This window comes from Streptomyces sp. CA-111067, assembly GCF_050956065.1.
Taxonomy (GTDB): Bacteria; Actinomycetota; Actinomycetes; order Streptomycetales; family Streptomycetaceae; genus Actinacidiphila.
The window spans coordinates 7,988,745-8,010,868 of sequence record NZ_CP192103.1 but is presented as its reverse complement, the minus strand read 5'-3'; the positions used below and the strand labels follow the sequence as shown (position 1 = coordinate 8,010,868).

The 22,124-nt window shown below is 72.6% G+C and carries 16 protein-coding genes; 5 read left to right on the top strand and 11 right to left on the bottom strand.

Annotation, left to right across the window (positions count from 1 at the left end):
* Positions 1 to 169 precede the first annotated feature (169 nt).
* The 4 genes from ACQPW6_RS35375 to ACQPW6_RS35360 all read right to left on the bottom strand — a co-directional run bounded on the left by ACQPW6_RS35375 (position 170) and on the right by ACQPW6_RS35360 (position 8,148).
* Complete coding sequence (locus ACQPW6_RS35375) at positions 170 to 3,472, bottom strand: lectin (protein WP_433893809.1); 3,303 nt, start codon at positions 3,470 to 3,472, stop codon at positions 170 to 172.
* 751 nt (positions 3,473 to 4,223) lie between these two features.
* Positions 4,224 to 5,858 (bottom strand): MFS transporter, encoded by a 1,635-nt coding sequence (locus tag ACQPW6_RS35370; RefSeq protein ID WP_433893808.1) that lies wholly within the window; start codon positions 5,856 to 5,858, stop codon positions 4,224 to 4,226.
* Between the two features lie 172 nt (positions 5,859 to 6,030).
* A complete protein-coding gene (locus tag ACQPW6_RS35365) occupies positions 6,031 to 6,522 on the bottom strand; it encodes a MarR family winged helix-turn-helix transcriptional regulator (RefSeq protein ID WP_433893807.1) in 492 nt (163 codons plus the stop codon).
* A gap of 54 nt (positions 6,523 to 6,576) precedes the next feature.
* Positions 6,577 to 8,148 carry a class I adenylate-forming enzyme family protein gene (locus tag ACQPW6_RS35360; RefSeq protein ID WP_433893806.1) on the bottom strand — a complete coding sequence of 524 codons (1,572 nt, stop codon included), beginning with the start codon at positions 8,146 to 8,148 and terminating at the stop codon, positions 6,577 to 6,579.
* A gap of 180 nt (positions 8,149 to 8,328) precedes the next feature.
* Between ACQPW6_RS35360 and ACQPW6_RS35355 the strand changes: the two genes are divergently transcribed.
* The 3 genes from ACQPW6_RS35355 to ACQPW6_RS35345 are packed head-to-tail and all read left to right on the top strand — an operon-like array spanning position 8,329 to position 12,457.
* Positions 8,329 to 9,975 (top strand): NAD(P)-binding domain-containing protein, encoded by a 1,647-nt coding sequence (locus ACQPW6_RS35355; RefSeq protein WP_433893805.1) that lies wholly within the window; start codon positions 8,329 to 8,331, stop codon positions 9,973 to 9,975.
* Entirely contained in the window at positions 9,972 to 11,060 is a 1,089-nt protein-coding gene (locus ACQPW6_RS35350; RefSeq protein WP_433893804.1) for an alpha-hydroxy acid oxidase, read from the top strand. Before ACQPW6_RS35355 ends, ACQPW6_RS35350 begins: the two co-directional genes overlap by 4 nt.
* Positions 11,057 to 12,457 (top strand): cytochrome P450, encoded by a 1,401-nt coding sequence (locus ACQPW6_RS35345; protein WP_433894762.1) that lies wholly within the window; start codon positions 11,057 to 11,059, stop codon positions 12,455 to 12,457. The genes ACQPW6_RS35350 and ACQPW6_RS35345 overlap by 4 nt, the downstream gene beginning before the upstream one ends.
* A gap of 15 nt (positions 12,458 to 12,472) precedes the next feature.
* Here the strand turns inward: ACQPW6_RS35345 and ACQPW6_RS35340 are convergent, their stop codons facing one another.
* Positions 12,473 to 13,555 carry a DUF5937 family protein gene (locus ACQPW6_RS35340; protein WP_433893803.1) on the bottom strand — a complete coding sequence of 361 codons (1,083 nt, stop codon included), beginning with the start codon at positions 13,553 to 13,555 and terminating at the stop codon, positions 12,473 to 12,475.
* Positions 13,556 to 13,795: 240 nt separating this feature from the next.
* On the opposite strand from ACQPW6_RS35340, the gene ACQPW6_RS35335 reads away from it, so the two are divergent.
* Positions 13,796 to 14,347 (top strand): tetratricopeptide repeat protein, encoded by a 552-nt coding sequence (locus ACQPW6_RS35335; protein ID WP_433893802.1) that lies wholly within the window; start codon positions 13,796 to 13,798, stop codon positions 14,345 to 14,347.
* Positions 14,348 to 14,403: 56 nt separating this feature from the next.
* Here the strand turns inward: ACQPW6_RS35335 and ACQPW6_RS35330 are convergent, their stop codons facing one another.
* The 5 genes from ACQPW6_RS35330 to ACQPW6_RS35310 form a co-directional block, all read right to left on the bottom strand.
* Complete coding sequence (locus ACQPW6_RS35330) at positions 14,404 to 14,985, bottom strand: TIGR03086 family metal-binding protein (RefSeq protein WP_433893801.1); 582 nt, start codon at positions 14,983 to 14,985, stop codon at positions 14,404 to 14,406.
* Between the two features lie 47 nt (positions 14,986 to 15,032).
* Positions 15,033 to 15,728, bottom strand: coding sequence for a hypothetical protein (locus ACQPW6_RS35325; protein ID WP_433893800.1), 696 nt, complete (start codon positions 15,726 to 15,728; stop codon positions 15,033 to 15,035).
* A 149-nt stretch (positions 15,729 to 15,877) separates the two neighbouring features.
* Positions 15,878 to 16,363, bottom strand: a complete 486-nt coding sequence (locus tag ACQPW6_RS35320; RefSeq protein ID WP_433893799.1) for a PGPGW domain-containing protein — start codon at positions 16,361 to 16,363, stop codon at positions 15,878 to 15,880.
* A gap of 72 nt (positions 16,364 to 16,435) precedes the next feature.
* Positions 16,436 to 17,407: an acetylxylan esterase gene (locus tag ACQPW6_RS35315; RefSeq protein ID WP_433893798.1), complete on the bottom strand. Its 972-nt coding sequence runs from the start codon at positions 17,405 to 17,407 to the stop codon at positions 16,436 to 16,438.
* Positions 17,408 to 17,495: 88 nt separating this feature from the next.
* The gene (locus ACQPW6_RS35310; RefSeq protein ID WP_433893797.1) at positions 17,496 to 20,087 is read right to left on the bottom strand and encodes an ABC transporter; all 2,592 of its coding nucleotides are present in this window, start codon (positions 20,085 to 20,087) and stop codon (positions 17,496 to 17,498) included.
* A gap of 297 nt (positions 20,088 to 20,384) precedes the next feature.
* On the opposite strand from ACQPW6_RS35310, the gene ACQPW6_RS35305 reads away from it, so the two are divergent.
* Positions 20,385 to 21,500, top strand: coding sequence for an RICIN domain-containing protein (locus tag ACQPW6_RS35305; RefSeq protein WP_433893796.1), 1,116 nt, complete (start codon positions 20,385 to 20,387; stop codon positions 21,498 to 21,500).
* A 125-nt stretch (positions 21,501 to 21,625) separates the two neighbouring features.
* Here the strand turns inward: ACQPW6_RS35305 and ACQPW6_RS35300 are convergent, their stop codons facing one another.
* Positions 21,626 to 21,790 (bottom strand): hypothetical protein, encoded by a 165-nt coding sequence (locus tag ACQPW6_RS35300; protein ID WP_433893795.1) that lies wholly within the window; start codon positions 21,788 to 21,790, stop codon positions 21,626 to 21,628.
* Positions 21,791 to 22,124: the final 334 nt, after the last annotated feature.

Genomic DNA, 22,124 nt, shown 5'->3' with positions numbered 1-22,124 from the left:
CTTCATGGCATGCCGAGCGCCCCGAGCCATGGACAGAAACGGCTTCACCACCCGGATAGCGGCACTTCGCGGCCCCTGATGACGCCAAAAGGCGGTCCCCCCGCCGGTGTGCGGGGAGACCGCCTGACGATCGAGCTGACGATGTGTCAGTTCTGCTGCGGGCGGCTGCTCAGCCGCCGTAGCCGATCGCGAAGACGTGCAGGGTGCCGGAGGCGCCCGTCACCGGCATGGTGACGGAGGCGACCTGCTTGGACGCGTCCAGCGGGACCGTCACCGAGAAGACGTACGCCTTCACGGTGTCCTTGCCGCCGCTGCCGGTGTTGCGGTAGGCGGTGGTGACGGCCGCGGTGTTGCCGGCCACCGGCTTGGCGGAACCGCCGTTGAGCGTCCAGTCGGAGAAGGTGATCGGCGCCTTGGCGGTGCTGCCGTCGGTGTAGGTGACGGTGAGCGTGCCGGGCACGCCGGTGCCGTCGGTCGGCGCGTTGGTCGCCGCGCCGAGCAGCCCGAGGTGGGCGCCCGAGGTGCCCGCGGGCTGCGGGATCGTCTGGCCGGCGGACTCCAGGTTGTCGGGCTGCCCGGAGGCCGTGGTGGGCCAGGCGTAGGTGATCCCGTCCGCGGTCACGGTGCCGCCGCTGGTGGCTCCGGCGGTGGCCAGCGCGTTCTGCGAGTAGGCCCAGCCGCCGTCGTCGAACCCGCCGTTGAAGTGCGTACCGTCGGGGTACACGCCCTCGTTGGACTCGTACGGCCACAGCTCGCCGGGCTTGGCGACGGCGACCCGCAGCGCGGCGCCGGTGAGCGCCGTGCCGGTGGTGTGGTCGGCCAGGGTGAAGGGGACGTTGTACGTGCCCTCCTTGTCCCCGGCGGTCACGTGCACCTTGGCCTCGGCGCTGGCCGAGGGTGCCACCGTCAGCGAACCGGACGAGGTGCCGATGCTCACCCCGTCAGGGGCGGTGGCGGCCCAGTCCACGGTGACCGGCTTGCTGCCCAGGTTGGTCACCTTCAGCGTGGCGTCGGCGGCGGCCCCCGGGGCCAGGATCAGCCCGTCACTGCTCGGGCCGGTCGAGGCGAGCACCCGCTCGCCGCCGGTGGTGTCGGACGGCGGCGCGGAGGCGGGCGAGGTGGCCCACGACGTGCTCGGCGTGCTGCTGAGCGCGAAGTCCATGGTGCCGGACTTCTGGAACTGCCCGAAGGTCAGCCAGGCGTTGTTCCACTCCTTGCCCTTGACGTCGAGCGCCTGCACGTAGGGCGAGTCAGGCGCGGCCTGCGGGGCGTTGATCGTCGCCGTCTTGCCGTTGCCGAAGGTGACCTTGGCGACCGGGAAGGCCGGGCTGCCGAACGCCAGGGTGTCGGTGCCCGGGGTCTCCGGGTACATCCCCAGCGAGGACCAGACGTACCAGGAGCTCATCGCGCCGAGGTCGTCGTTGCCGAACGAGCCGACCGGCGCGTTGAAGTAGAGCTTCTGCTGCGCCGTCCTGACCGCCTCCTGGGTCTTCCACGGCTGGCCGAGGTAATCGTACTCCCAGGGGATCTCCAGGCTGGGCTCGTTGCTCAGGTTGGCGTCGGTGTCACCGGGGTCGGCGATGTTGTCCAGCAGGCTGTCCAGGTACGACGAGTAGGCCGCCGTACCGCCGCGGGCGGTGATCAGCTGCTTGAGGTCGAACGGCACCATCGGGGTGTACTGCGCGGAGGTGCCCTCCACGAAGCCGTTCGAGGTGCCGGGGGTGAAGCCCGGGGCGAACTGGCCGTCGCTGTTCTTGGCCTGGAGGTAGCCGCTCTGCGGGTTGAAGACGTTCATCCAGTCCTGCGCCCGGGTGGCGAACTTCTTGTAGTCCGCGGTCTTGCCGAGCGACTTGGCGAACGACGCGAGCGCGTAGTCCGCGCTGTCGTACTCCAGTTGGGTCGAGACCGGGCCGTAGAAGTTGCAGCAGCCGTACGTCCCGTCGAGCGGCAGATAGCCCTTGGCGTCCCGCACCGACTCGCCGGGCCGGTCCTGGTTGGGCGCGGTGGCCTCGTGCTCCATCGCCTCCAGGGCGTGCGCGGTGTCGAAGTTGCGCACCCCGAAGGCGTACGCGTCGGCGATGATCGCGGTGCCGGGGTCGCCGACCATCACGTAGCTCTCGCCGTTGTTGGACGCCCACTTGGGCAGCAGACCGGTCTGGTCGTAGCCGTTGAGCATCGAGGTGACGATGTCACCGGTGGTCTTGGGCTCGACCATCGCCATCAGCTGGGTCTGCGACCGGTAGGTGTCCCAGCCCGAGTAGTTGGCGTACTGCGCCTTCTGGCCCTTGGTCAGCTTGTGGACCTGGTTGTCCATGCCCATGTACTGGCCGTTGTCGTCGGAGAAGACGTTGGGGTGCAGCAGCGCGTGGTAGAGCGCGGTGTAGAACTGCACCTGCTGGTCGTTGCTGCCGCCGCCGACCTGGACCCGGTCGAGCACGTCGTTCCAGGCGGTGTGGTTGGCCGCCCGCATGGCGTCGAAGTTCCACCCCTTGACCTCGGTGGACAGGTTCGACGCGGCGTTGTCGTCACTGGTGTACGAGATGCCGACGGCCGCCGTCACCGCGGCCGACTTGGCGGTGTCGAAGGTGAGGTACATGCCGTTGGCGCCGGTCACCGGGGCCGCGGCCTGCGGCGACTTGGCGGCGCCCGCCGTCTTGCCGCTGCTCGTCGGGTGGATCGTCGGCGAGGTCTTCTGCGGCACCGTGAAGTGCTGCTCGTGCAGCGCGGTGTTGGAGTGCGCGGCCGGCTTCTGCTGCGCCTTGCCGAGCTTCAGCGACTTGCTGTCGGGATTGATCGTGCCGCCGACCCACGTACCGCTGGTGGTGAACGGCTGGTTGAACTTGATGTCGAAGTGCAGCGTGTAGCGGTTGGCCGCGCCGCAGAAGTGCCCGCTGTCCACCGAGCCGCTGACCTCGCGGTTGTTGACCACCTTCACGCGGGTGCCGTCCACGGTGGTGGCGCCGCCGCTCAGCTTGAGCAGCAGGTTGCCCGGCGCGCCGGCCGGGAAGGTGAACTTGCCGAGGCCGGCCCGGGTGGTGTCGGTCAGCTCGGTCTTGACGCCCGCGGAGTCGGTCAGGCCGTAGTAGCCGATCCCGGCCTGCTCGTCGTCATGGCTGAACGTGGAGGTCTTGTCGGAGAGGTTCCCCGACAGGGCGCCGCTGACCGGCAGGATCGGCAGGTCGCCGGCCACGTCGCAGCCGGGGCCCGAGACGTGGGTCAGGCTGTAGCCGGAGATCTTGGTGCTCTTGTACTCGTAGCCGCCGCCCTGCGCCCGGCTGGGCGTGGTGTCGGGACCCCACTGCATCATGCCGAACGGCACGTCGGGACCGGGGAAGGTGTTGACGGCGCCGGAGGTGCCGATCAGCGGGTTGACCAGGGCCGCCGGGTCCTTGACGAGTTGCGGCCCGGAGGCCGCGGTCGCGCTGTCAAGGGACTGGAGCGGCAGCGCCGCGGCGCCCAACAGGGCTACCACGGCAAGGCGTTGGCGGATTCTGCTGTTGATACGGGACCCGTCAGGGCGTCGCCGTCTGACCATCGGTGCCTCCGCGTTCGCATACGTCACCCAGGAATGTGCCAAAGGACGGATGGTGTCCTCGGTCGGCGGCGATGCCTTGACGCGCGGTCTGACAACGTTGCCAACCTGCACGAGCGATGAGTAGAACGTGCACCCCGCAGGCATGTCAATGACCCCGGCAGTGGTCTCTCATCCCGTCACTCTCAGGAGCCCCGAGGGCCGTCGGGGATCGGCCCGGTCGCCGGTTGGTCATGAGTGCGTCAAGTGGGCTGGTGGTGAGGCGTGTCGGGACGCGGCGCGGAGGCGGGTGACGGAGGGCGCGGTTCCGGTCGCGCGGGCGGACGGCCGGAGGTGGGGCCACGCTGCGTGTTCGGCGGGCGCTGGGCCGAATGGGACGGGTTGTCCTGCGGACGGCATGGGTGACGGCAGGGGCGGTGGTGGTAGCGGTGGGGGCGGTGGTGGCGGTCGCGGCGGAGGTGACGGGTGGCGGCGGTCGGGAGCCGCCGCCACCCGTCGATCGGTCTGCCGGTCCGTCAGCGTCCGACGGCTGCCGGGCCGGCAGGGTCTTGAGGGAGGTGAGTCGGTATATCTGTTTGCCGACCAGTCGAGGTGTCGGCCTGTCAGCCGGGCCGGCTCGCGGCACGCGCCGCAGGGGGACGACCGCGTGCCGGCGGCCGGGCCGTCCGGGGCGGGCCGGGCGGCTCCGGCCTCAGGTGGTCAGGCTCGGCACGGTGGCGCCGGCCGGGCCGCCGCCGGGCAGGTCGCCGTCCTCCCCGGCATCGCCGTCCTCGTCCACCTCGGGCGGGATCAGCGACAGCGCGCTGGAGTGCAGGTCCTTGGTGCGCAGCAGGAACAGCGCGATGACGGCGGCGGCCAGGGCGAGCACCGCGCACAGCGTCATCGCGCTGTGGAAGCCGTCCAGGAACGCCTGCCGTCCCGCCGTCGTCACCTGCTCGCGCAGGCTCCCCGAGCCGGCCGCGACGGAGTCGAGCGCGCCCGCGCTGATGCCGGACGCGGCCTTCTCCGCCGTGTCGTGGCCGAGCCGCTGCCCGACGTCGGAGGCGGCGAACTCGTGCGCGACCCGGTTCTGGAACAGCGCGCCGACCGCCGCGATGCCGACGGCCGTGCCGACCTGCTGGAAGGTCTCGTTGATCCCGGAGGCGACGCCGGCCTTGGCCGGTTCGGTGACGCCGATGGCGAGCGCGGCCCGGGTCGGGTTGAAGCTGCCCATGCCGGCGCCGGTGATGATCAGGCTCGGGATGAGCGCGGTCCAGGACGAGTTCGCGTCGGCGAGGTGGGTGAGCAGCAGTCCGGTGCCGAGCAGCAGGCAGGACACGCTCATCAGCAGCCGGAACGGCACCTTGCCGGTGAGGCTGCCGGCCACCGCGCCGAAGACGAACAGCGCGCCGGTCAGCGGCAGGAAGCGCAGGCCCGCGCCCCAGGCGTCCACGTGCAGCAGGTTCTCCACGTAGTTGGTCTCGATGAACACCGACGGCAGCGCGGCCGCGTTGCCCACGAAGGACACCAGCGAGATCCCGACGAAGGTGGGGTTGCGGAAGAACCGCAGGTCGAACATGGCCCGTTCGCCGCGGGCCCGCTCGACGGCGAGGAAGGCCAGCAGGAACACCGCTGCGACCGCGAACAGCGTGATGATCTGCGCGCTGGCCCAACCGGCCTCGCTGCCGCGGATGATGGCGAAGACCAGGGCGCCGAGGGTGACGCTGAAGGTGACCACGCCGCCCCAGTCGGTGCCGTGCGCCCGCTTGTTGAGGGATTCGCGGACCCGCAGCGAGGCGATGGCGATGCTGACCAAACCGACCGGCACGTTGATGAAGAAGATCCAGCGCCAGGACAGCGCACTGGTCAGCGCGCCGCCGACCAGCGGTCCCACGGCGATGGCGAGCCCGGCGGTGGCGCCGAACGCGCTGAAGGCGGTGGCCCGTTCCTTGCCGTGGAACTCATGGCCGAGCAGCGCGGGTCCGACCGCGAACATGATCGCGGCGCCGATGCCCTGGACGCCCCGGAAGATGCTGAGGCTGCCGGCCCCGCCGGCCAGCCCGCAGGCCAGCGAGGCGGCGGTGAACAGCGCGAACCCGGCCTGGAAGACCCGCTTGCGGCCGATCCGGTCGGCGAACGAGCCGGCCGTCACCAGGAACACCGCGAGCGTCAACGCGTAGGCGTCGACCACCCATTGCAGGTCGCTGAAGCTGCTGTGCAGCGAGGTGTGGATCTGCGGCAGCGCGACGGCGACCACGCTCAGGTCGAGCAGCAGCATGAACGTGCCCAGCGCCACGATGCCGAGCGTCCACCATCTCGTGGGTGAGGGGATGCGTTCCGCGGACATGGAGACCCTCTCGACGATCTGCTGGAATCTAGACGATAGGAAATCTAGATGATTGAAAATCCAGACGTCAAGGTGCGCAGGCGAGCGCTGCGTGAGGGCATGCCGAAGGGCGCCCGGAGCGGGGCGCGGGGGGATCAGGCGACGGGAGCCGTGAGGGGTCCGGGGCCGGGACCTAGCAGACCGAGGAGGGCCAGCGGCCTTCGAGCAGGCGGATGAGCATGTCCTGCATCCCGGCCCGCTCGGCGCCGGTGAGCGGGCCGAAGAACGCGGCCTCGGCGTCGGTGACGACCTGCTCGGCGGCCGACAGGGCGGTGCGGCCGGACTCGGTGAGCACCAGGGTGTAGCGGCGGCGGTCGGCCGGGTTGCGGCGGCGCTCGACGTGCTGGTTGCGCTCCATCTCGTCCACCAGCGCCACGACGGTGGTGGGGTCGAGGTTGAGCAGCCGGGCCAGGTCCTGCTGGGAGAGTTCGGGACCGCCGGCGAGCGAGGTGAGGACGAAGAAGTAGCGCAGCCGCATGCCGACCGTCTCCAGGGCCCGTTCGGCGTCCTCGGCGATCAGCATCGCGGCCTTGTTGAGCAGATAGCCGGTGCGGTCGGCCAGCAGGAAGTCGGCACGCGGAGACAGTCCCTGCCCGTTGCGCCCGACCGTGTTGCTGCGCTCCATGGCGGGCTCCTTCGGGTACGTCCGTTCACCGAATCTACCATCGGGCCGGCCGCTTCAGCCGTGCCCGACCTCGCCGGACGGCTCCGGGCGCTCCGCGAGCAGGGCCAGCAGCGCGCGCTTGTCGGGCTTGCCGCTCGGCGCGACCGGGACGGCGGTGAGCAGCGTGATCGTGGCCGGTACGGCGGCGGCGCCGAGTTCGTCGCGTACGGCGGCCCGCAGCTCGTCGGCGGCCGGTTCGCGTCCCGCGGCCGGCACCACGAAGGCGTGTGCCGCCTCGCCGGTGCGCTCGTCGGGGGCGCCGACGACATACGCCTGGTCGACGTCCGGATGGCCGGCCAGCGCCGATTCGATCGCCCCCGCGTAGTACAGGACCGCGTTGACGAAGATGACGTCGCGGGCCCGGCCGACCAGCCTGAGGTAGCCGTCGGCGGCCAGCGTGCCGAGGTCGCGGGTGCGGATCCAGCCGTCCCGCAGCACCTCGCGGGTCTCGGCCTCGTCCTGCCAGTACCCGGACATCGCGCCCCCGCTGCGTACCCAGATCTCACCGGGCCGCCCGGCCGGCACCGGCCGCCCGTCGGGGTCGCGCACGCTGACATCGACGCCGGGCAGCGGCCGGCCGACCGAGTCCAGCACCTGGTCCGGGCGTTCGGCCAGGTCCTGCGGGGTGAGCAGCGCGAGCATGCCGGTCTCGGTCTGCCCGTAGCCCTGGTGGAGGGCCGGGCCGAGCCGCCGCACGGCCTCGGCGAGCCGGTGCGGCGGCAGCGGCGAGCCGGCCACCAGCAGCGCGCGCAGGCTGCCGGTCTCGACGGCTTCCGTCCGCAGCGTGTCCAGCACCTGGTAGAGCCGGGGGACGGTCAGCAGGCAGGCGGTGATCCGGTGCCGCTCCCAGACCTGCGGGAAGTCCAGCGGTGCTTCGGGGATCACGGCGGTGCCGCCGCTGAGCAGGCACAGCGCCAGGTGCTCCAGCATCACCGCGCTGGTCAGCGTGCCGAAGACGAGGAAGCGCCGGTAGCCGGCGGCCAGCGCGACGGTGGTCGGGCTCCAGCGGGCGGGCTGCCACGACCAGTGCTCGCCGAGGGCCTGGTAGGTCTGCGCGCAGCCCTTGGGGCGGCCGGTGCTGCCGCTGGTCAATGTGATCAGGCCGATGTCCCCGGGGCGCGCGCGGGCCGTCAGTTCGGGGTCGGGCGCCGCGCGGCCGGGCTCGTCGGCCAGACGCGGGGCCGAGTGTCCGGACAGGTCGCCGCCGAGCAGGTCGCGCAGGAGGTCGAGTACGGGGATCGGGCCGGCCGCGGCCAGCAGGTCCGGGGTCGCGGTCGACTCGTCGGCGATCACCGCGTCGATGCCGGCGCCCAGTACGTGGCCGAGCTGGGAGGGCGTCAGGCCGGGCCGCAGCCCGGTCACCCGGCAGCCCAGCAGGTGGGCGGCGATCTGCGCCGCGAAGCCCTCCGGGGTCACGGCGGTGCTGATCGCCACCCCGCTGCCGGGCCTGCCGGGTTCGGGCCCGAGGCCGGCCGCCCGCAGGCTGAGCACGCAGCGGCGTATCAGGCCCAGCAGTTGCCCGCGGGTGACCGGCCGTGTCCTGAATTCGAAGGCCGGGGCCTCCGGATCGCGCAGAAACGCATCCACCAGCGGTTGCGGAAATACCGATTCAGCCGGATTTTTCATGGTGTTCCCCGATCCCTGCCGGCGACATGGGCATGCATTTCGGCCGCGCCAAAACCTGACAAAAACATGCCGCACGCCGCTTCGCCGGTGTGCGCCACCGACCTATAGTAGACAGGTCTGTCCGACGAGCCGGGAGGCCGAGTGTCAGAAGCAGTGCGGATCGATTACCTCGTCGTAGGCGCGGGGCCCGCAGGTATTCAGGCGGCATATTACCTCGACCGCGCGGGGCGCGATTATCTGGCCGTCGAGGCGGGCGAGGCACCGGGGACGTTCTTCACCCGGTTTCCCCGGCACCGGAAACTCATATCCATCAACAAGGTGCACACCGGCTGGGACGACCCCGAGCTGAATCTGCGCAACGACTGGAACTCGCTGCTGTCCGACGAGGGCGGCCCGCTGTTCACCTCGGTCACCCCGCGCTACTTCCCCGGCGCCGACGACATGGTCGGCTATCTGGCCGACTTCGCCGCCACCCACCGGCTGCGGATCCGGTACGGCAGCCGGCTCACCCGGATCTCCCGGCAGCCCGGCCGAGCCGGCGGCCCTGCTGGTGACTTCGAGGCGGTCGACCAGCACGGCACCGTCTTCAGGGCCGCGCGGCTGATCATGGCGACCGGCGTCTCCAAGGCGCACGTGCCGCCCATCGAGGGCGTGGAACTCGCCGAGCGGTACGACGAGATGCCGGTGGATCCGGCGGGCTTCACCGGGCAGCGGGTGCTGATCATCGGCCGGGGCAACTCCGCCTTCGAGACCGCAGACAACCTCGTGGAAACGGCCGCCGTCATCCACATGGCAGGGCCAGGCACCCTGCGACTCGCCTGGCAGACCCATTTCGTCGGGCACCTCCGGGCGGTGAACAACAACTTCCTCGACACCTACCAGCTGAAATCGCAGAACGCGCTGCTCGACGGCGAGATCCTGCGTATCACGAGGTCGGTGGAAGACGGCCGCTATCTGGTGGCGGTGAAATTCGCCCGGGTGAACGAAGTGGTGAAGGAGATATCCTACGACCGGGTCATCCTCGCCACCGGATTCCGTTTCGACGCCTCGGTTTTCGCCGCGGAGATCCGCCCCGAACTGACGATCAAAGACCGGTTTCCGGCGCAGACCGACGCGTGGGAGTCCACCAACACTCCCGACCTCTACTTCGCCGGCACGATCACCCAGGTCCGCGATTTCAAGAAGTCCACCAGCGGCTTCATCCACGGCTTCCGCTACGGCGTCCGCGCGCTGCACCGCATCCTGGAGCAGCGCTACCACGACCGCCCGTGGCCGCACCGCGACCTGCCCGCCGCGCCGGAGGAGATCGCCGACGCGGTCCTCACCAGGGTCAACCGCAGTTCCGCCCTCTGGCAGATGTTCGGCTTCCTCGGCGACGCCGTCGTGCTGACCGCTGATCCCGCCGAAGCCGGCGGCTCCCCTTCCTACACAGCCGGCTATTACGAGGAAGTGCCCGTCGACCATCTGCACCGGGCGGTCGGCGAGGGCACGTTCGGCCGGGTGTACCGCTATCTGACCGTCACCCTCGAATACGGCGCCGACCACGACCAGGTGAATCCGTTCGACATCTCCGTGAGCCGGGTCTCACAGCAGGACACCGGCGGTCTGGACGGCCGGTATCTGCACCCCGTGGTGCGGCTGTTCGAGCAGGGCAAGGTGCTCGCCGAGCACCACATCACGGAGAACCTGGAGAACGAGTGGGACAGCCCCGAGGTGCACCGCGCCCCGCTCGTACGGTTCCTGGACGGGCAGCTGTCCCCGGCCGGGGCGCCGGCGGAATCGGCGTGACCCGGACACCGGCCGCGCCGCGGGAACGGGCCAGGGCCCGGCTCGACCCGGTGCACTGGGACTTCTACGAGGGCGGCGCCGGCCGCGAGACCGCGCTTGCCGAGAACGAGCGCGCCTTCGCCCGGCTGGCGCTGCTGCCCCGGGTGCTGACCGGGGCGGGCGCCGCCGACCCGGCCGTCACCCTGCTCGGCACCCGCGCCTCGATGCCGGTCCTCGTCTCCCCCACCGCCTTCCACCGGCTGGCCCACCCGGACGGCGAGCGGGCGACGGCGCGGGCGGTCGCGGCGGCCGGCACCGTACTGATCACCTCGATGGCGTCCACCACGGCGGTCGGCGAGGTCACGGCGGCGGCCCGTTCGGTACGGCAGGACGCGGCCGTGTGGTTCCAGCTCTACCTGCAGCCGGCGGCCGAAGTGACCGCGGAACTGGTCCGGCGGGCGGAGCGGGCCGGCTGCCAGGCGCTGGTGGTCACCGCGGACTCGCCGGTCTTCGGCCGCCGCACCCGGGACGAGCGCAACGGCTTCCACGACCTGCCGCCGGGGCTGGCCGCGGAGAACATGCGGGACCTGCCGGGCGCGCTGCCCGGCCGGACGCTGGACATCGCGATGTCGCCGGCGCTGTCCTGGGACGACCTGGGCCGGCTGCGGGATCTCACCGACCTGCCGGTGGTGCTCAAGGGTGTGCTGCACCCGGCGGACGCCCGCCGCGCGGTCGCCGAGGGCGTATCCGCGCTGATCGTCTCCAACCACGGCGGCCGGCAGCTCGACGCGGCGCCGGCCACCGTCGAGGCGCTGCCCCGGGTCGTCGAGGCGGTCGGCGGCCGGATGCCGGTCCTGCTCGACGGCGGGGTGCGCGACGGCTCCGACGTGGTGCTCGCACTGGCCCTCGGCGCCACCGCCGTCGGCATCGGCCGGCCGGTGCTGTGGGGGCTCGCCGCCGACGGGGAGGCGGGGGTGGCCCAGGTGCTGGAGCGGCTGCGGGCCGAGGTCGCGCACGTGCTCACGCTGTGCGGCGCGGGCGGCTGCGCCGACCTGACCCCCGACCAGGTGGTCGCCCGCGGCCCGCGGGGAGGCGGCGGGTGCTGAAGCGTTCCGGGTTGCTGGCCGGTGCCGGGGCGCTGGCGCTGTCCACGCCCTACTGGCTGCCGCGGGCCGTCGTCGCCCTGCGGGTACGGGTCTTCGCCGGGATCAACGGCCCCGAGGGTGTCGTCGTCCCCAACCCCGAGGTGGACGCCGACCGGTTCGCCGAGCTGTACGCGCACCCCGCCGCCGACGGCCGCAGCAAGGGCGCGGCGCTCTCCGACCTGTTCTGGTACTGGCTGTCGCCCGGCCCCGAGGTGCACCAGGAGCACCTGGAGCCCGGGCCGCGCTACGACGCCGTGGCCCGTACCACCACCGCGATCCTGGCGGGCGCGGGACCGGAGCTCTCGGCCGCCGCGACCCGGTGCGCGGCGGCGGTGCTGGACGAACTCGGTCCGGACGGTGCCGGGTTGGTCCGGCTGCGGGACCTGATGATGCCGGTGTGGGCGGAGTTCTTCTACGGCCTGGTGTTCCGCGAACCGTGCCCGGCGCCGGCCCGGCGGCTGATCGTGGACAACGCCGAGGACGTCGTCAACTCCCTGAAGAACACCCGGCTCCGGCACATGCGGCGGCGCGAACGCCTCACCCGCTACCTCCTGGACCGGCTGGCCGCCGGCGACGTACCGCACGACCTGCCCGCGGAGTTGGCGACCCCGCTGGACCGCGCGCACTACCTCCAGGGGGCGTTCTTCAACACCGCCGTCGTGCAGATGTCGGAGGCGATGGCGCATCTGCTGCTGGTGCTCGCGCAGCGCGCCGACCTTCAGCAGCGGCTGGCCGAACACCCCGACGACGACCGGGACTTGGGCAACGTGATGAACGAGACGCTGCGCATGTACCCGCTGTTCGGCATCGCGCACCGGATCACCAGCGGGGACATCGACCTGGGCGACGGCGCCCGCTACCCGGCGGGCACCGTGCTGTGCTTCGACTACCCCGCCTACCACGCCACCGGGTACGACGATCCCGAGGTGTTCGACCCGGAGCGCTGGAACGAGCTGTCCGCCCGGGCGGCGCACCACATCCCGTTCGGGGTGGCCGCCAACCGCCCCTGCCCCGCGTGGCGGCTGGCGCCGCTGGTCATGCGGGCGGTCACCCGGGAGGTGCTGCGCCGGTACACCCTGCACTCGGCGGTCTCGCACACCCGCTCCATCCCGCATCGCGCCCCCTGCCTGCTGGTACGCCGCGACCACCGGCCGGCGCCGTACCGGATCGCGGCGGCGCGGGCGTTCCTGCGCACCCGCGACCGCTGGGAGGACGTCGGGCGCAGCCTCGTACAGCTCGGCCTCGGCACGGCGATGGTGCTGGACGCGCGCCGGCAGGGCCTGGCGCGCGGCTACTTCGCGGCGCACGACACGCAGGGGCGGCCGGTTCCGGAGGGGGGCTGCCCGTACCGGAGTTGAGGCCGCCGGGAGGTGTCAGGCGTGGTCGACGACCGCGTCGCCGAGCGGGGTGCGGCGGTAGCGGACCTCGTAGCGGAAGCGCTCGCCGGTCACGAAACCGGCGTCCCGGAGCACGGTCAGGTGCTCCGACACGGTGCCGGCCGCCAGTGCGTGCCGGTGCGCGAGGGTCGCGGTGGCCGCCGGGTCGGTGAGGCCGCTGAGCAGCGCGGCCCGGGTACGTCCGATCAGCCGGCCGAGCGCCGCGCCGGCCGTACCGCCGGCGGGCTGCCACAGGGTGCCGAGGCCGCGGGCCGGATAGATCACGGTGGGCTGCCAGGGCGGGTCGGTGACCACCACCACCTGGTCCCACTTGAACGCGCTGGGCATCAACACCAGCCCCTCACCGGCCAGTTCGCGGTGGTCGTCGTCACCAAGGGCCCGGGTCAGGGTGTTGTCCTGCCAGGACAGGTCCGGGTGCAGCTCGGCGAACAGCCGGTCGAGCCCGCCGGCTGCCAGCCGCTGCGACTGGAAGCCGACGTCGGTGTCCAGCAGCGCGCGCACCTGCGGCCAGTACGGTTCGACGGCGGCCCGCCAGGTGTCGGCGATCAGCTCCGCCAGCCAGTCCAGGGTCTCGGCGGGGTCGCCGAGCAGCCGGCGTCCGATCGCGCTTTCCGCCGCGCCCGGGGTGTCCGCGAGGCTGCGCGCGATCTCGGCGGCGACCCGGTCCGGCGGGGTGGCCCGGATCCTGCCGAGGTCGTCGCCGAACCCCGCGCTCGGGCCGCTCGGCGGCGGCGAGAGGAAGTCGGGCGTGTAGCCGCGCCGCGGCTGGAGCAGCGTGATCGCCCGCAGATCGAGCGCGCCGACCCGCCCCCGCACGTCCGCCAGCCACCGCGCATGATGCCCGGCCGGCTGCGGCCCGGTGGCCACCCGGACGGCGGCCAGCGTCTCGAACGCCGGCGAGATGGCGAAGCGGCAGCGCCGCAGGTCGGCGGGGCTGAAGCGGAGGGTGACGGCGATGAGGGCTCCTTGGTCGTCCGAGGGTGGACGCGGGCGGGGCCGCCCGCGCGGGAGAGGCGAGCGTTGCGGGCGCCCGCCCGCGAGGAAGGGGCCCGCGTGCACGGACGGAATCCGCCTCAGCGGCGACGGCTCGTACGGGCCCCACCTGCACAGGCCCGCACGTCGCCGAGACCGCCCCGCGCGCGGCGCGCCGCTCGGATCTGATTCGGCGGTCACCGAATCACTGGCAGCCAGCCTAGCGTCCTGCCGAGGATGGCGGCCGTGCGGCGCCCCCCATGGGACGGCCTCTGACAGGCCCGTCGCACCACACCGGCCCGCGCCCACCCCGAGGAGACATCGACCATGACCGCATCGACCCCCGCCCAGACCTCGACCACCCGCAGCGACGGTCCCGAGTCCGACGCCGGGTGGGAGCGGCGCGTCACCGACCTCTGGGCCGCGCTCGACAGTCACAGCGAGCAGGAGTTCACCGCGCTGATGGACGAGCTCGCCGCCGAGCTGCCGCCAGATCATCCCGACGCCGTGTTCGAGCGCGGGGCCGCGCTCGACTCGACCGGGCATTCCGACCTCGCCGTTCCGCTCTATGAGCGGGCGCTCGCGCTCGGGCTCGGCGGGGAGCGGCGGCGGCGCGCGGTCATACAGATGGCCAGTTCGCTGCGGAACCTCGGGCGGTCGGAGGAGAGCGTCGCGCTGCTCACCGCGGAGCGCGAGACCGGGTCGGACCACCTCGACGACGCCGTCAGCGTCTTCCTCGCGCTCGCGCTGACCGACGTCGGGCGGGAACGCGAGGCCGTCTCGATCACCGTGACGGCGCTGGCCCGCCATCTGCCCCGCTACCAGCGGTCGTCCGCGGCCTACGCGCGGCTGCTGGTGGGGGACGGCGAGGAGGCGTGAAGCGTTTCGGCGGGACGGACGGGTGCGCGATCGGCCGCCCGTCCCGCCGGGGGCGCTCAGCCCTGCGGCTGCCAGAGCGGGTCGCGGCCGGTGAAGGACAGCAGCCGGGCTGCGTGCCCCGCGCCGTCGTCCGCCGGCCGTTCGGGACCGAACTTGCCGAAGGAGTCGCGGACGAACGTCACGACGTGTCCGGTCATCTCGGAGATCCCGGCGGCCAGTTCGTCGCCGAGCGGGAGTTCCTGCCCGGTGCCCCGGGCGATGTCCCAGGCGTGCAGGCCCGCGTCGAGCGCCGCGACCGCCGCGCCGGCGGAGGCCGGCATCGGCCCCATCGGCGTGGCCACGCTCTCCAGTTCCCGCCCTGACTCCCACGCGGCCGCCGCCTGCTTGAGCACGGCCTCCAACTCCCCCACCGGGTCGGCCGGGACGGCCGGCTCCGGCTCGAACGGGTCGCTGCTCGGCGGCACTTCGGTGATGTTCATGGTCAGCGCGAGCTGGTCGAGCCGGGCGTGGTTGTACACCTGCCCGACCGTCCACTCGGAGCACGGCGTGGCCCGCTCCCACCCGTCAGCCGGCACGCCCTTCACCACCGCCAGCAGATACGCATGCGCCTCGGCCAGCAACTCGAACCCGTCAGCCATGTCCCGCTTCCTCCCCGTAGCCCCAAGATCGTAGAGCCGACCCTAGGTCACACCGCCACGGCGCGCAGCTTCTTGTCCTGAGCGACCGCGACGTCTTTCGGCAGCAGTGGAGGCTTGTGGAAGGTGGCGAACGACTGGTAAGTGGCGGTCTGTTCACCGGTGCGGACGACGGTGAGCAGCGCGGTGGGGCTGCTGCTGCCGCCGTTGTGGACCAGGTAGGCCACGGCGTCGTCACCGGCCTTGACGGCGGCTGCCGATGTGGTCGTCATCGAGACCCGGCCGCCGTGCCCATCCTTGACGGTGAAGGTCTTGCAGCTCTTCAGCGCGGTGCGCAGCGCCGCCATCGTCTGCCGCGCGCCCCCGGGCGCGTAGCCGGCCAGGAACTCCGACGAGGTGTGCATCGCGTCCTTGTCCCTGATGTCGTCGATGATCTGCACGGCCTGGGCGCGGACCGGGACGCGGCGCGGGAAGGTACCGAGCTGCTCCACCAGCGGCGTGCAGGCGGCGTTGTCAGGTCCGGAGACTCCGGCGCCGGCGGGCAGCGCCTCGTCGAGCCCCTCGTATAGCGGTCCGCGCAGATCGGCGGTCCCGACCAGGGCCCGCTTCAACTCGCCCGCGGTCAGCGCCCGCCCCGGCGCTTCGCTCTTGCCCTCGCCGCCCGTGCTGTCCCCGCCGCACCCGGCAGCTCCCACCAGGACCGGCACCAGCGCCGCCGCGATCAGCAGCCCGCGCACGGCCGTCACTCCACCCGACATTCCTTGTGTCCCCCACATCACGATCCGCGCTCGACCGCCGACCGGACCGGTCGGCGTGGCACGTCGGCAGGAACTGTAACGGCCCTGTGTGATCGCCGTGTTGCCGCACCTGGTGGATCCGGCGGGCGCAACGAGCGCTAGCTCGCGTCCCCGTCCGCTCCGCCGTGGACGCGGCGGTAGCTCCAGGCCAGGAGGCCCAGCAGGATCAGGCCGGAGAGGATCAGGCTGGAGCCGGTGCTCCAGCCGTTGAAGGGGAGCCAGGAGATCGCCTTGGTGCCCCAGACGACGCCGGCCGCGAGGAGGCCGAGGCCGGCCAGGACGGAGCCGGCGATGCGCCAGGGGGAGGCCACGCTTGCCTCGACGCCCTGGATCGCGCGGGCGCGGACCGGTTCTTCGAAGCGGGCCACGGCCGGGACCGCGCGGGAGAGCAGGACCAGGCCGGCCAGGACGAGCAGCATGCCGGGGCCCGGCAGCACCAGCAGGGCCACGCCGACGACGAGCAGCACGCTGCCGGCGATGCCCAGTGCCAGCCGGGTCACCGGATGATGGTGCCGCTCGGCCGGGGCGGTCGGCGCCGTCTCCGCCTCCGCCTCGTCCTCCTCCACCCGCCGCGCTGCGCTCATCCACCCACCGTAACCGGGACCGGGCCCTGACCGGCGGCAGCGCGCCACGGCCCCGGGCCGGAACGGGCACGCTCAGGCGGTCAGCCGTTCCGGCAGCCAGGCCAGTTGGGCGGCCTGCTGGTACGGGCCGCCGCCCTCGTGGTCGTTGAAGTCGTACACCTCGATGCTGCTGCCGGGCCCCGCGTAGGCGTTGAACGCGGCGAAGACCGTCGACGGCGGGCAGGTCTCGTCCTCCAAGGCGACCGAGAACAGCGCGGGAGCCCGGCCGCGCGCGGCGAAGTGCACGCCGTCGAAGTAGCCCAGCGTGCGGCTGACCGCCTCGGTGCGGCCCCGGTACGTCCTGAGGTAGTCGCCCACCTCGCGGTACGGCCTGTTGTCGGTGATCGTCGTCGCCCGCGGGAAGTCGCAGAGGAACGGCACGTCGGGTGCGACCGCCACCAGGTCCGGTACGAGTCCGCTGACCGCGATGGTGATCCCGCCGCCCTGGCTCACGCCGGTGACCGCCGTACGCGAGGCGTCCGTCAGGGGGTGGGCGCGGGCCGCCTCGACCGCGCGCACGGCGTCGGCGAACACCCGCCGGTAGTAGTAGTCGGCCGGGTCCTCGATGCCCCGGGTCATGAAGCCGGGGAACGACGAGCCGCTGCCCACCGGGTCGGGCGTGCCGCCGCCGCCCCACCCGGCGCCCTGCCCCCTGGTGTCCATGACGAAGTGCGCGAAGCCGGCCGAGCCCCAGAGCAGGTGCGTGTGCGGCAGCCCGCGCCCGCCGCCGTAGCCCACGTACTCGACGACCACGGGCAGCGGTTCCGTGGCCCCGGCGGGCAGTATCAGCCAGCCCTTGACCGGGTGGCCGCCGAAGCCGGCGAAGGTGACGTCGAAGACGTCCAGCGTGCTCAGCCCGGTCCTGACGGGCTCGAAACGGGCGTCGAGGTCGTGCTCGCGCGTCTCGGCGAGGGTCTCGGCCCAGAACCGGTCGAAGTCGGCCGGTTCCACGGAGCGGCTCCGGTAGCCGCGCATCTCGTCGAGGGGCAGGTCGAACAGCGCCATGGTGGAACCATCCTCGGTCGGGTGGATGTGGATCACCCACACCGTACGCAAGGGGCCTGGCGGCGGGCACCGCGGGACCCGCACCCCCTCAGTCCAGCCGCGCCGCCAGATACGGCCCCGTCCGGCTCCGCTCCGACCGGGCGATCTCGGCGGGCGGCCCCGCGGCCACCACCCGGCCGCCCTCCTCACCGGCCCCCGGGCCAAGATCGAGCACCCAGTCCGCGCCCGCCACCACCCCCATGTCGTGCTCCACGACCACCACCGAGTTGCCCGCGTCCACCAGGCCGTGCAGCTGCCGCATCAGCAGATCGGTGTCGGCGGGGTGCAGGCCGGTGGTCGGCTCGTCCAGCAGGTAGAGGGTGTGCCCACGGCGGGCACGCTGGAGCTCGGACGCGAGCTTGATCCGCTGCGCCTCGCCGCCCGACAGCTCCGTGGCGGGCTGCCCGAGCCGCAGATAGCCCAGCCCCACCTGGCGCAGCGTCTTCAGGCTGCGGGCCGCGGCCGGCACGTCGGCGAAGAACTCGGCGGCGGCGTCGACCGACAGGCCGAGCACGTCGGCGATGCTGCGGCCGCGGTAGCTGATCTCCAGCGTCTCGGGGTTGTAGCGGGCGCCGTGGCAGGTCGGGCAGGGCGCGTAGGTGCCGGGCAGGAAGAGCAGTTCGACGGCGACGAACCCCTCGCCCTGGCAGGTCTCGCAGCGCCCGCCGGCCACGTTGAACGAGAACCGCCCGGGGCTGTAGCCGCGGGCCCGCGCCTCCTCGGTGCCGGCGAAGAGCCGCCGTACGGCGTCGAACAGGCCGGTGTACGTGGCCAGGTTCGATCGCGGGGTGCGGCCGATCGGCCGCTGATCGACGCGCACCAGACGGTCCACGAGGTCGAGCCCGTCGACCGCCGCGACGCCGGGGCCTTCGGCCTCCCCCTCCCACGCCTCGCCGTCCTCGGTCGCCTCGTCCTGCGACTCCCCGCCGTCGGTCCCGGGCGCGTCCTCCTCCGGGTGCAGATGCGCCCGCACCGCCTCGGCCAGCACCTGGCTGACCAGAGTGGACTTGCCCGAGCCGGACACGCCGGTGACGGCGGTGAAGACGCCGAGGGGCACGGCCACGTCGAGATCCCGCAGATTGTGCCGGTTGACGCCGTGCAGCCGCAGCCAGTGCGCCGGCTTCCGTGGGGTACGCGACTCACGTGGCCGCGCGCCGGCTCCGAAAAGGTACGGGCCGGTGGCCGACTCCGCCACCCGCTCCAGGCCGGCCACCGGACCGCTGTAGAGCACCTGCCCGCCGTACTCCCCCGCGCCGGGCCCGACGTCCACCACCCAGTCGGCGCGCCGCACCACGTCCATGTCGTGCTCGACCACGAACAGCGTGTTCCCCTCGGCCCGCAGCCGGTCCAGGACGTCGAGCAGCGGCTCGGTGTCGGCCGGGTGCAGGCCGGCGGACGGCTCGTCCAGGACGTAGACGACGCCGAACAGGCCGGAGCGCAGCTGGGTGGCCAGCCGCAGCCGCTGCGACTCGCCCGGCGACAGCGTCGGGGTGGGCCGGTCCATGCTCAGGTAGCCGAGGCCGAGGCCGACCAGGACGTCGATCCGGCCGACCAGGTCGGCGGCCAGTGCCACCGCGGCCTCGGTGCCGGGACCCGAGTCGAACGAGGGCACCGCGGCGGCCGGTTCCGCGAGCCCGGCGGTCTTCCGGAGGATCCCGGCGAGGTCGGCGAGCGGCAGCGCGGCCAGCGCGGCGATGTCGTGTCCGGCGAAGGTCACCGCGAGCGCCTCGGGCCGCAGCCGCCGGCCGTCGCAGACCGGGCAGCGGGACGTCTCCATATGGCGCTGCATGCGCCGCCGGGTCGCCGGGCTCTTGGAGTCGGAGAAGGCGCGCAGCACGTAGCGCCGGGCGCTCATGAACTTGCCCTGGTAGGGCCGTTGGATCCGGCCGGCCTCGCGGACCGGGTGCACGGTGACCACCGGCTGCTCGTCGGTGAACAGGATCCAGTCCCGGTCGGCCTGCGGCAGCTCCCGCCAGGGCCGGTCGATGTCGTAGCCGAGTGCCTGGACGACGTCCCGCAGGTTCTTGCCCTGCCAGGCGCCGGGCCAGGCGGCGATCGCGTGCTCGCGGACGCTCAGCGACGGGTCGGGGACGAGCGAGGACTCGGTGACCCGGTGCACCCGGCCGAGGCCGTGGCACTCGGGGCAGGCGCCGATCGCGGTGTTCGGCGAGAAGGCGTCGGAGTCGAGCCGCTCGGTGGTGCCTGGCGGGTAGTTGCCGGCCCGGGAGAAGAGCATCCGCAGCAGGTTGGACAGGGTGGTGACGGTGCCGACCGAGGACCGCGAGCTGGGCGTGCCCCGGCGCTGCTGGAGGGCGACGGCGGGCGGCAGCCCGCTGATCTCGCCGACCTTGGGCGCGCCGACCTGCTGGATCAGCCGGCGGGCGTACGGCGCGACGGACTCGAAGTAGCGGCGCTGGGCCTCGGCGTAGAGGGTGCCGAAGGCGAGCGACGACTTGCCGGAGCCCGAGACGCCGGTGAAGGCGGTCAGGGCGTCGCGCGGGATGTCGACGTCGACAGCACGCAGGTTGTGCTCGCGGGCGGCCCTGACGCGGACGAAGGGGTCGGGGCCTTCCGGCGGCGGAGCGGGCGCGGGTGTCGGCGGCCCGGCCGGCGGGGGCGTCGGCGGAGGGGCGGGCGTCATCGGCGGGCTGTCTCCACGGGTGTCGTCCTCCCTCTCGCCGCAGGGCGGCGGGGTCCTGCTCTCCGCTGGGCCGCGGGATCCTGCTCTCCGCTGGGCCGCGCGCGGTGCGCGCTGCCGCCCATCCATTGTCGCCCGGAATGACGGCTCTGTCCGATCGGCCTCGCCCGCCCCGGCAACCCGCCGTGCACCATCTCTTGACATGTAATTGTCAGTAAGGTTACCTATCAAACCGTTCGGCCCCGCTTCCACCCCCCCACCTTCGTTCGTCACGGATCAGAAGATCGGAAGAGGAGACCCATGAGACGTAAACGCTTCCGGCTGGGCCTTGCCGCCCTCGGGATAGCCGCCGCCACCTTCGCCGCAGCGGTCAGCGTCGGTGCGACCGCGTCCAACGCGGCCGGTACCCACCCCGCCGCTGCCGCCGCCGGACCCTCCGCCTCGCAGCTGCTGGCGAAGGCCGCGAACTGCACGCCCGCCTCGAACGGCAAGTACGCCACCGACGAGGGCGAAGCGGCCACCGTGCAGATCTGCAAGAACGGTTCCGCGTACACCTGGACGTCCGACATGGACATCGACTGCGACGGGATCACCACCAGCCACTGCAACAACTCCACCGACCCGTCGTACTTCGACGAGACCTCGTTCCAGACCTCCACCGGGCAGTTCTTCACCTCCGAGACCACGCACTACTACGTGATCCCGCTGCCCAGCAGCCGCTTCAACTACCAGTCGGCGGGCATCTCGCCGGGCAGCGTGGCGGCCGTGGTCTACAACAACAAGGTCGTCTACGCGACCTTCGCCGACGAGGGCCCGGACGACATCATCGGCGAGGGCTCGTACTCGCTGGCCACCGCGCTCGGCATCGACCCCGATCCGGCGACCGGCGGCACGGAGGGGCCGGTGACCTTCATCGTCTTCCCCGGCAAGGTGCCGAGCCCGGTGGAGAACAACTCCGCGATCGACTCGGTGGGTTCGTCCGCGGCCACCACCTGGGTCGGCGGCGGCGGTACGACCCCGCCGCCCACCGGCGGCACCGGTCCGATCCACTCGGCCTACGCCAACAAGTGCGTCGACCTCAAGGGCGCTTCGAACGCCAACGGCACGGCGGTGCAGCTCTACGACTGCAACGGCACCACCGCGCAGAGCTGGACGGTCGGCTCGGACGGGACGCTGAAGGCGCTGGGCAAGTGCATGGACGTGACCGCCGCGGGCACCGCCAACGGCACGAAGGTGGACCTGTACGACTGCAACGGCACCGGCTCCCAGGTGTGGCAGAAGTCCGGCAGCACCCTGGTCAACCCGCAGTCCGGCAAGTGCCTCGACGCCACCGGGCCCAGCTCGGCCAACGGCACCCGGCTGCAGATCTGGACCTGCGCCGGCGGCACCAACCAGCAGTACACCCTGCCCGCCTGAGCATCTGACGCGAGCAGCGGACGGGGACCCGGCGCCCGGCGGAGCAGCCTCCGCCGGGCGCCGGTTTCCGGCCACCGGGTCACGGGGTCACCGGTTGCCGGGTTCTGGGGCCCGTCGCCGTGCGATCAGCCGGTGATCAGGCAGACGGAGATGCAGACGCTGCTCGTCACGAGGTGCACGGACAGGATCGGCATCACGTCGGGGTGCGACATCAGCTGCACCTCGGCGGCGTGCAGCGGGATCGCGGCCAGGGCGCCGTCGGCGTTTGCCTGCTTGAGAAGTTCGGACATCGAAACCTCCATGGACGGTGAGCGGCCCGCACGGGCCGGACGGCCACTGAGCGGCAACTGCCGCCCGTGGGACCGGCCTTGACAGTCCGATCCGGCCGGGCCACGATCGCTGCATCAGCTGAGGTGAATACTGTAGCCCAGTTCCTTCACCACAGCTCCAGAACGCGGGGAACGGCCGTTCGGGAACGGGACCGGCGCAGGACCGGCGCAGGACCGGCGCAAGACCGGCGCGGGGCGCCGGGAAGGGGGGACGACGGGTGAGGTCGATACCGCGGCTGCTGCCGCGTTCCACCACCGCACCGGCTGCGCCGAGCCGTGGCGGACCGGGACTCGG

Excerpts from the sequence above, each read along its gene's own strand:
- ACQPW6_RS35370 (WP_433893808.1), bottom strand. The coding sequence starts at position 5,858 with ATGTCCGCGGAACGCATCCCCTCACCCACGAGATGGTGGACGCTCGGC.
- ACQPW6_RS35365 (WP_433893807.1), bottom strand. The coding sequence starts at position 6,522 with ATGGAGCGCAGCAACACGGTCGGGCGCAACGGGCAGGGACTGTCTCCG.
- ACQPW6_RS35335 (WP_433893802.1), top strand. The coding sequence starts at position 13,796 with ATGACCGCATCGACCCCCGCCCAGACCTCGACCACCCGCAGCGACGGT.
- ACQPW6_RS35330 (WP_433893801.1), bottom strand. The coding sequence starts at position 14,985 with ATGGCTGACGGGTTCGAGTTGCTGGCCGAGGCGCATGCGTATCTGCTG.
- ACQPW6_RS35320 (WP_433893799.1), bottom strand. The coding sequence starts at position 16,363 with ATGAGCGCAGCGCGGCGGGTGGAGGAGGACGAGGCGGAGGCGGAGACG.
- ACQPW6_RS35315 (WP_433893798.1), bottom strand. The coding sequence starts at position 17,407 with ATGGCGCTGTTCGACCTGCCCCTCGACGAGATGCGCGGCTACCGGAGC.
- ACQPW6_RS35310 (WP_433893797.1), bottom strand. The coding sequence starts at position 20,087 with ATGACGCCCGCCCCTCCGCCGACGCCCCCGCCGGCCGGGCCGCCGACA.
- ACQPW6_RS35305 (WP_433893796.1), top strand. The coding sequence starts at position 20,385 with ATGAGACGTAAACGCTTCCGGCTGGGCCTTGCCGCCCTCGGGATAGCC.
- ACQPW6_RS35300 (WP_433893795.1), bottom strand. The coding sequence starts at position 21,790 with ATGTCCGAACTTCTCAAGCAGGCAAACGCCGACGGCGCCCTGGCCGCG.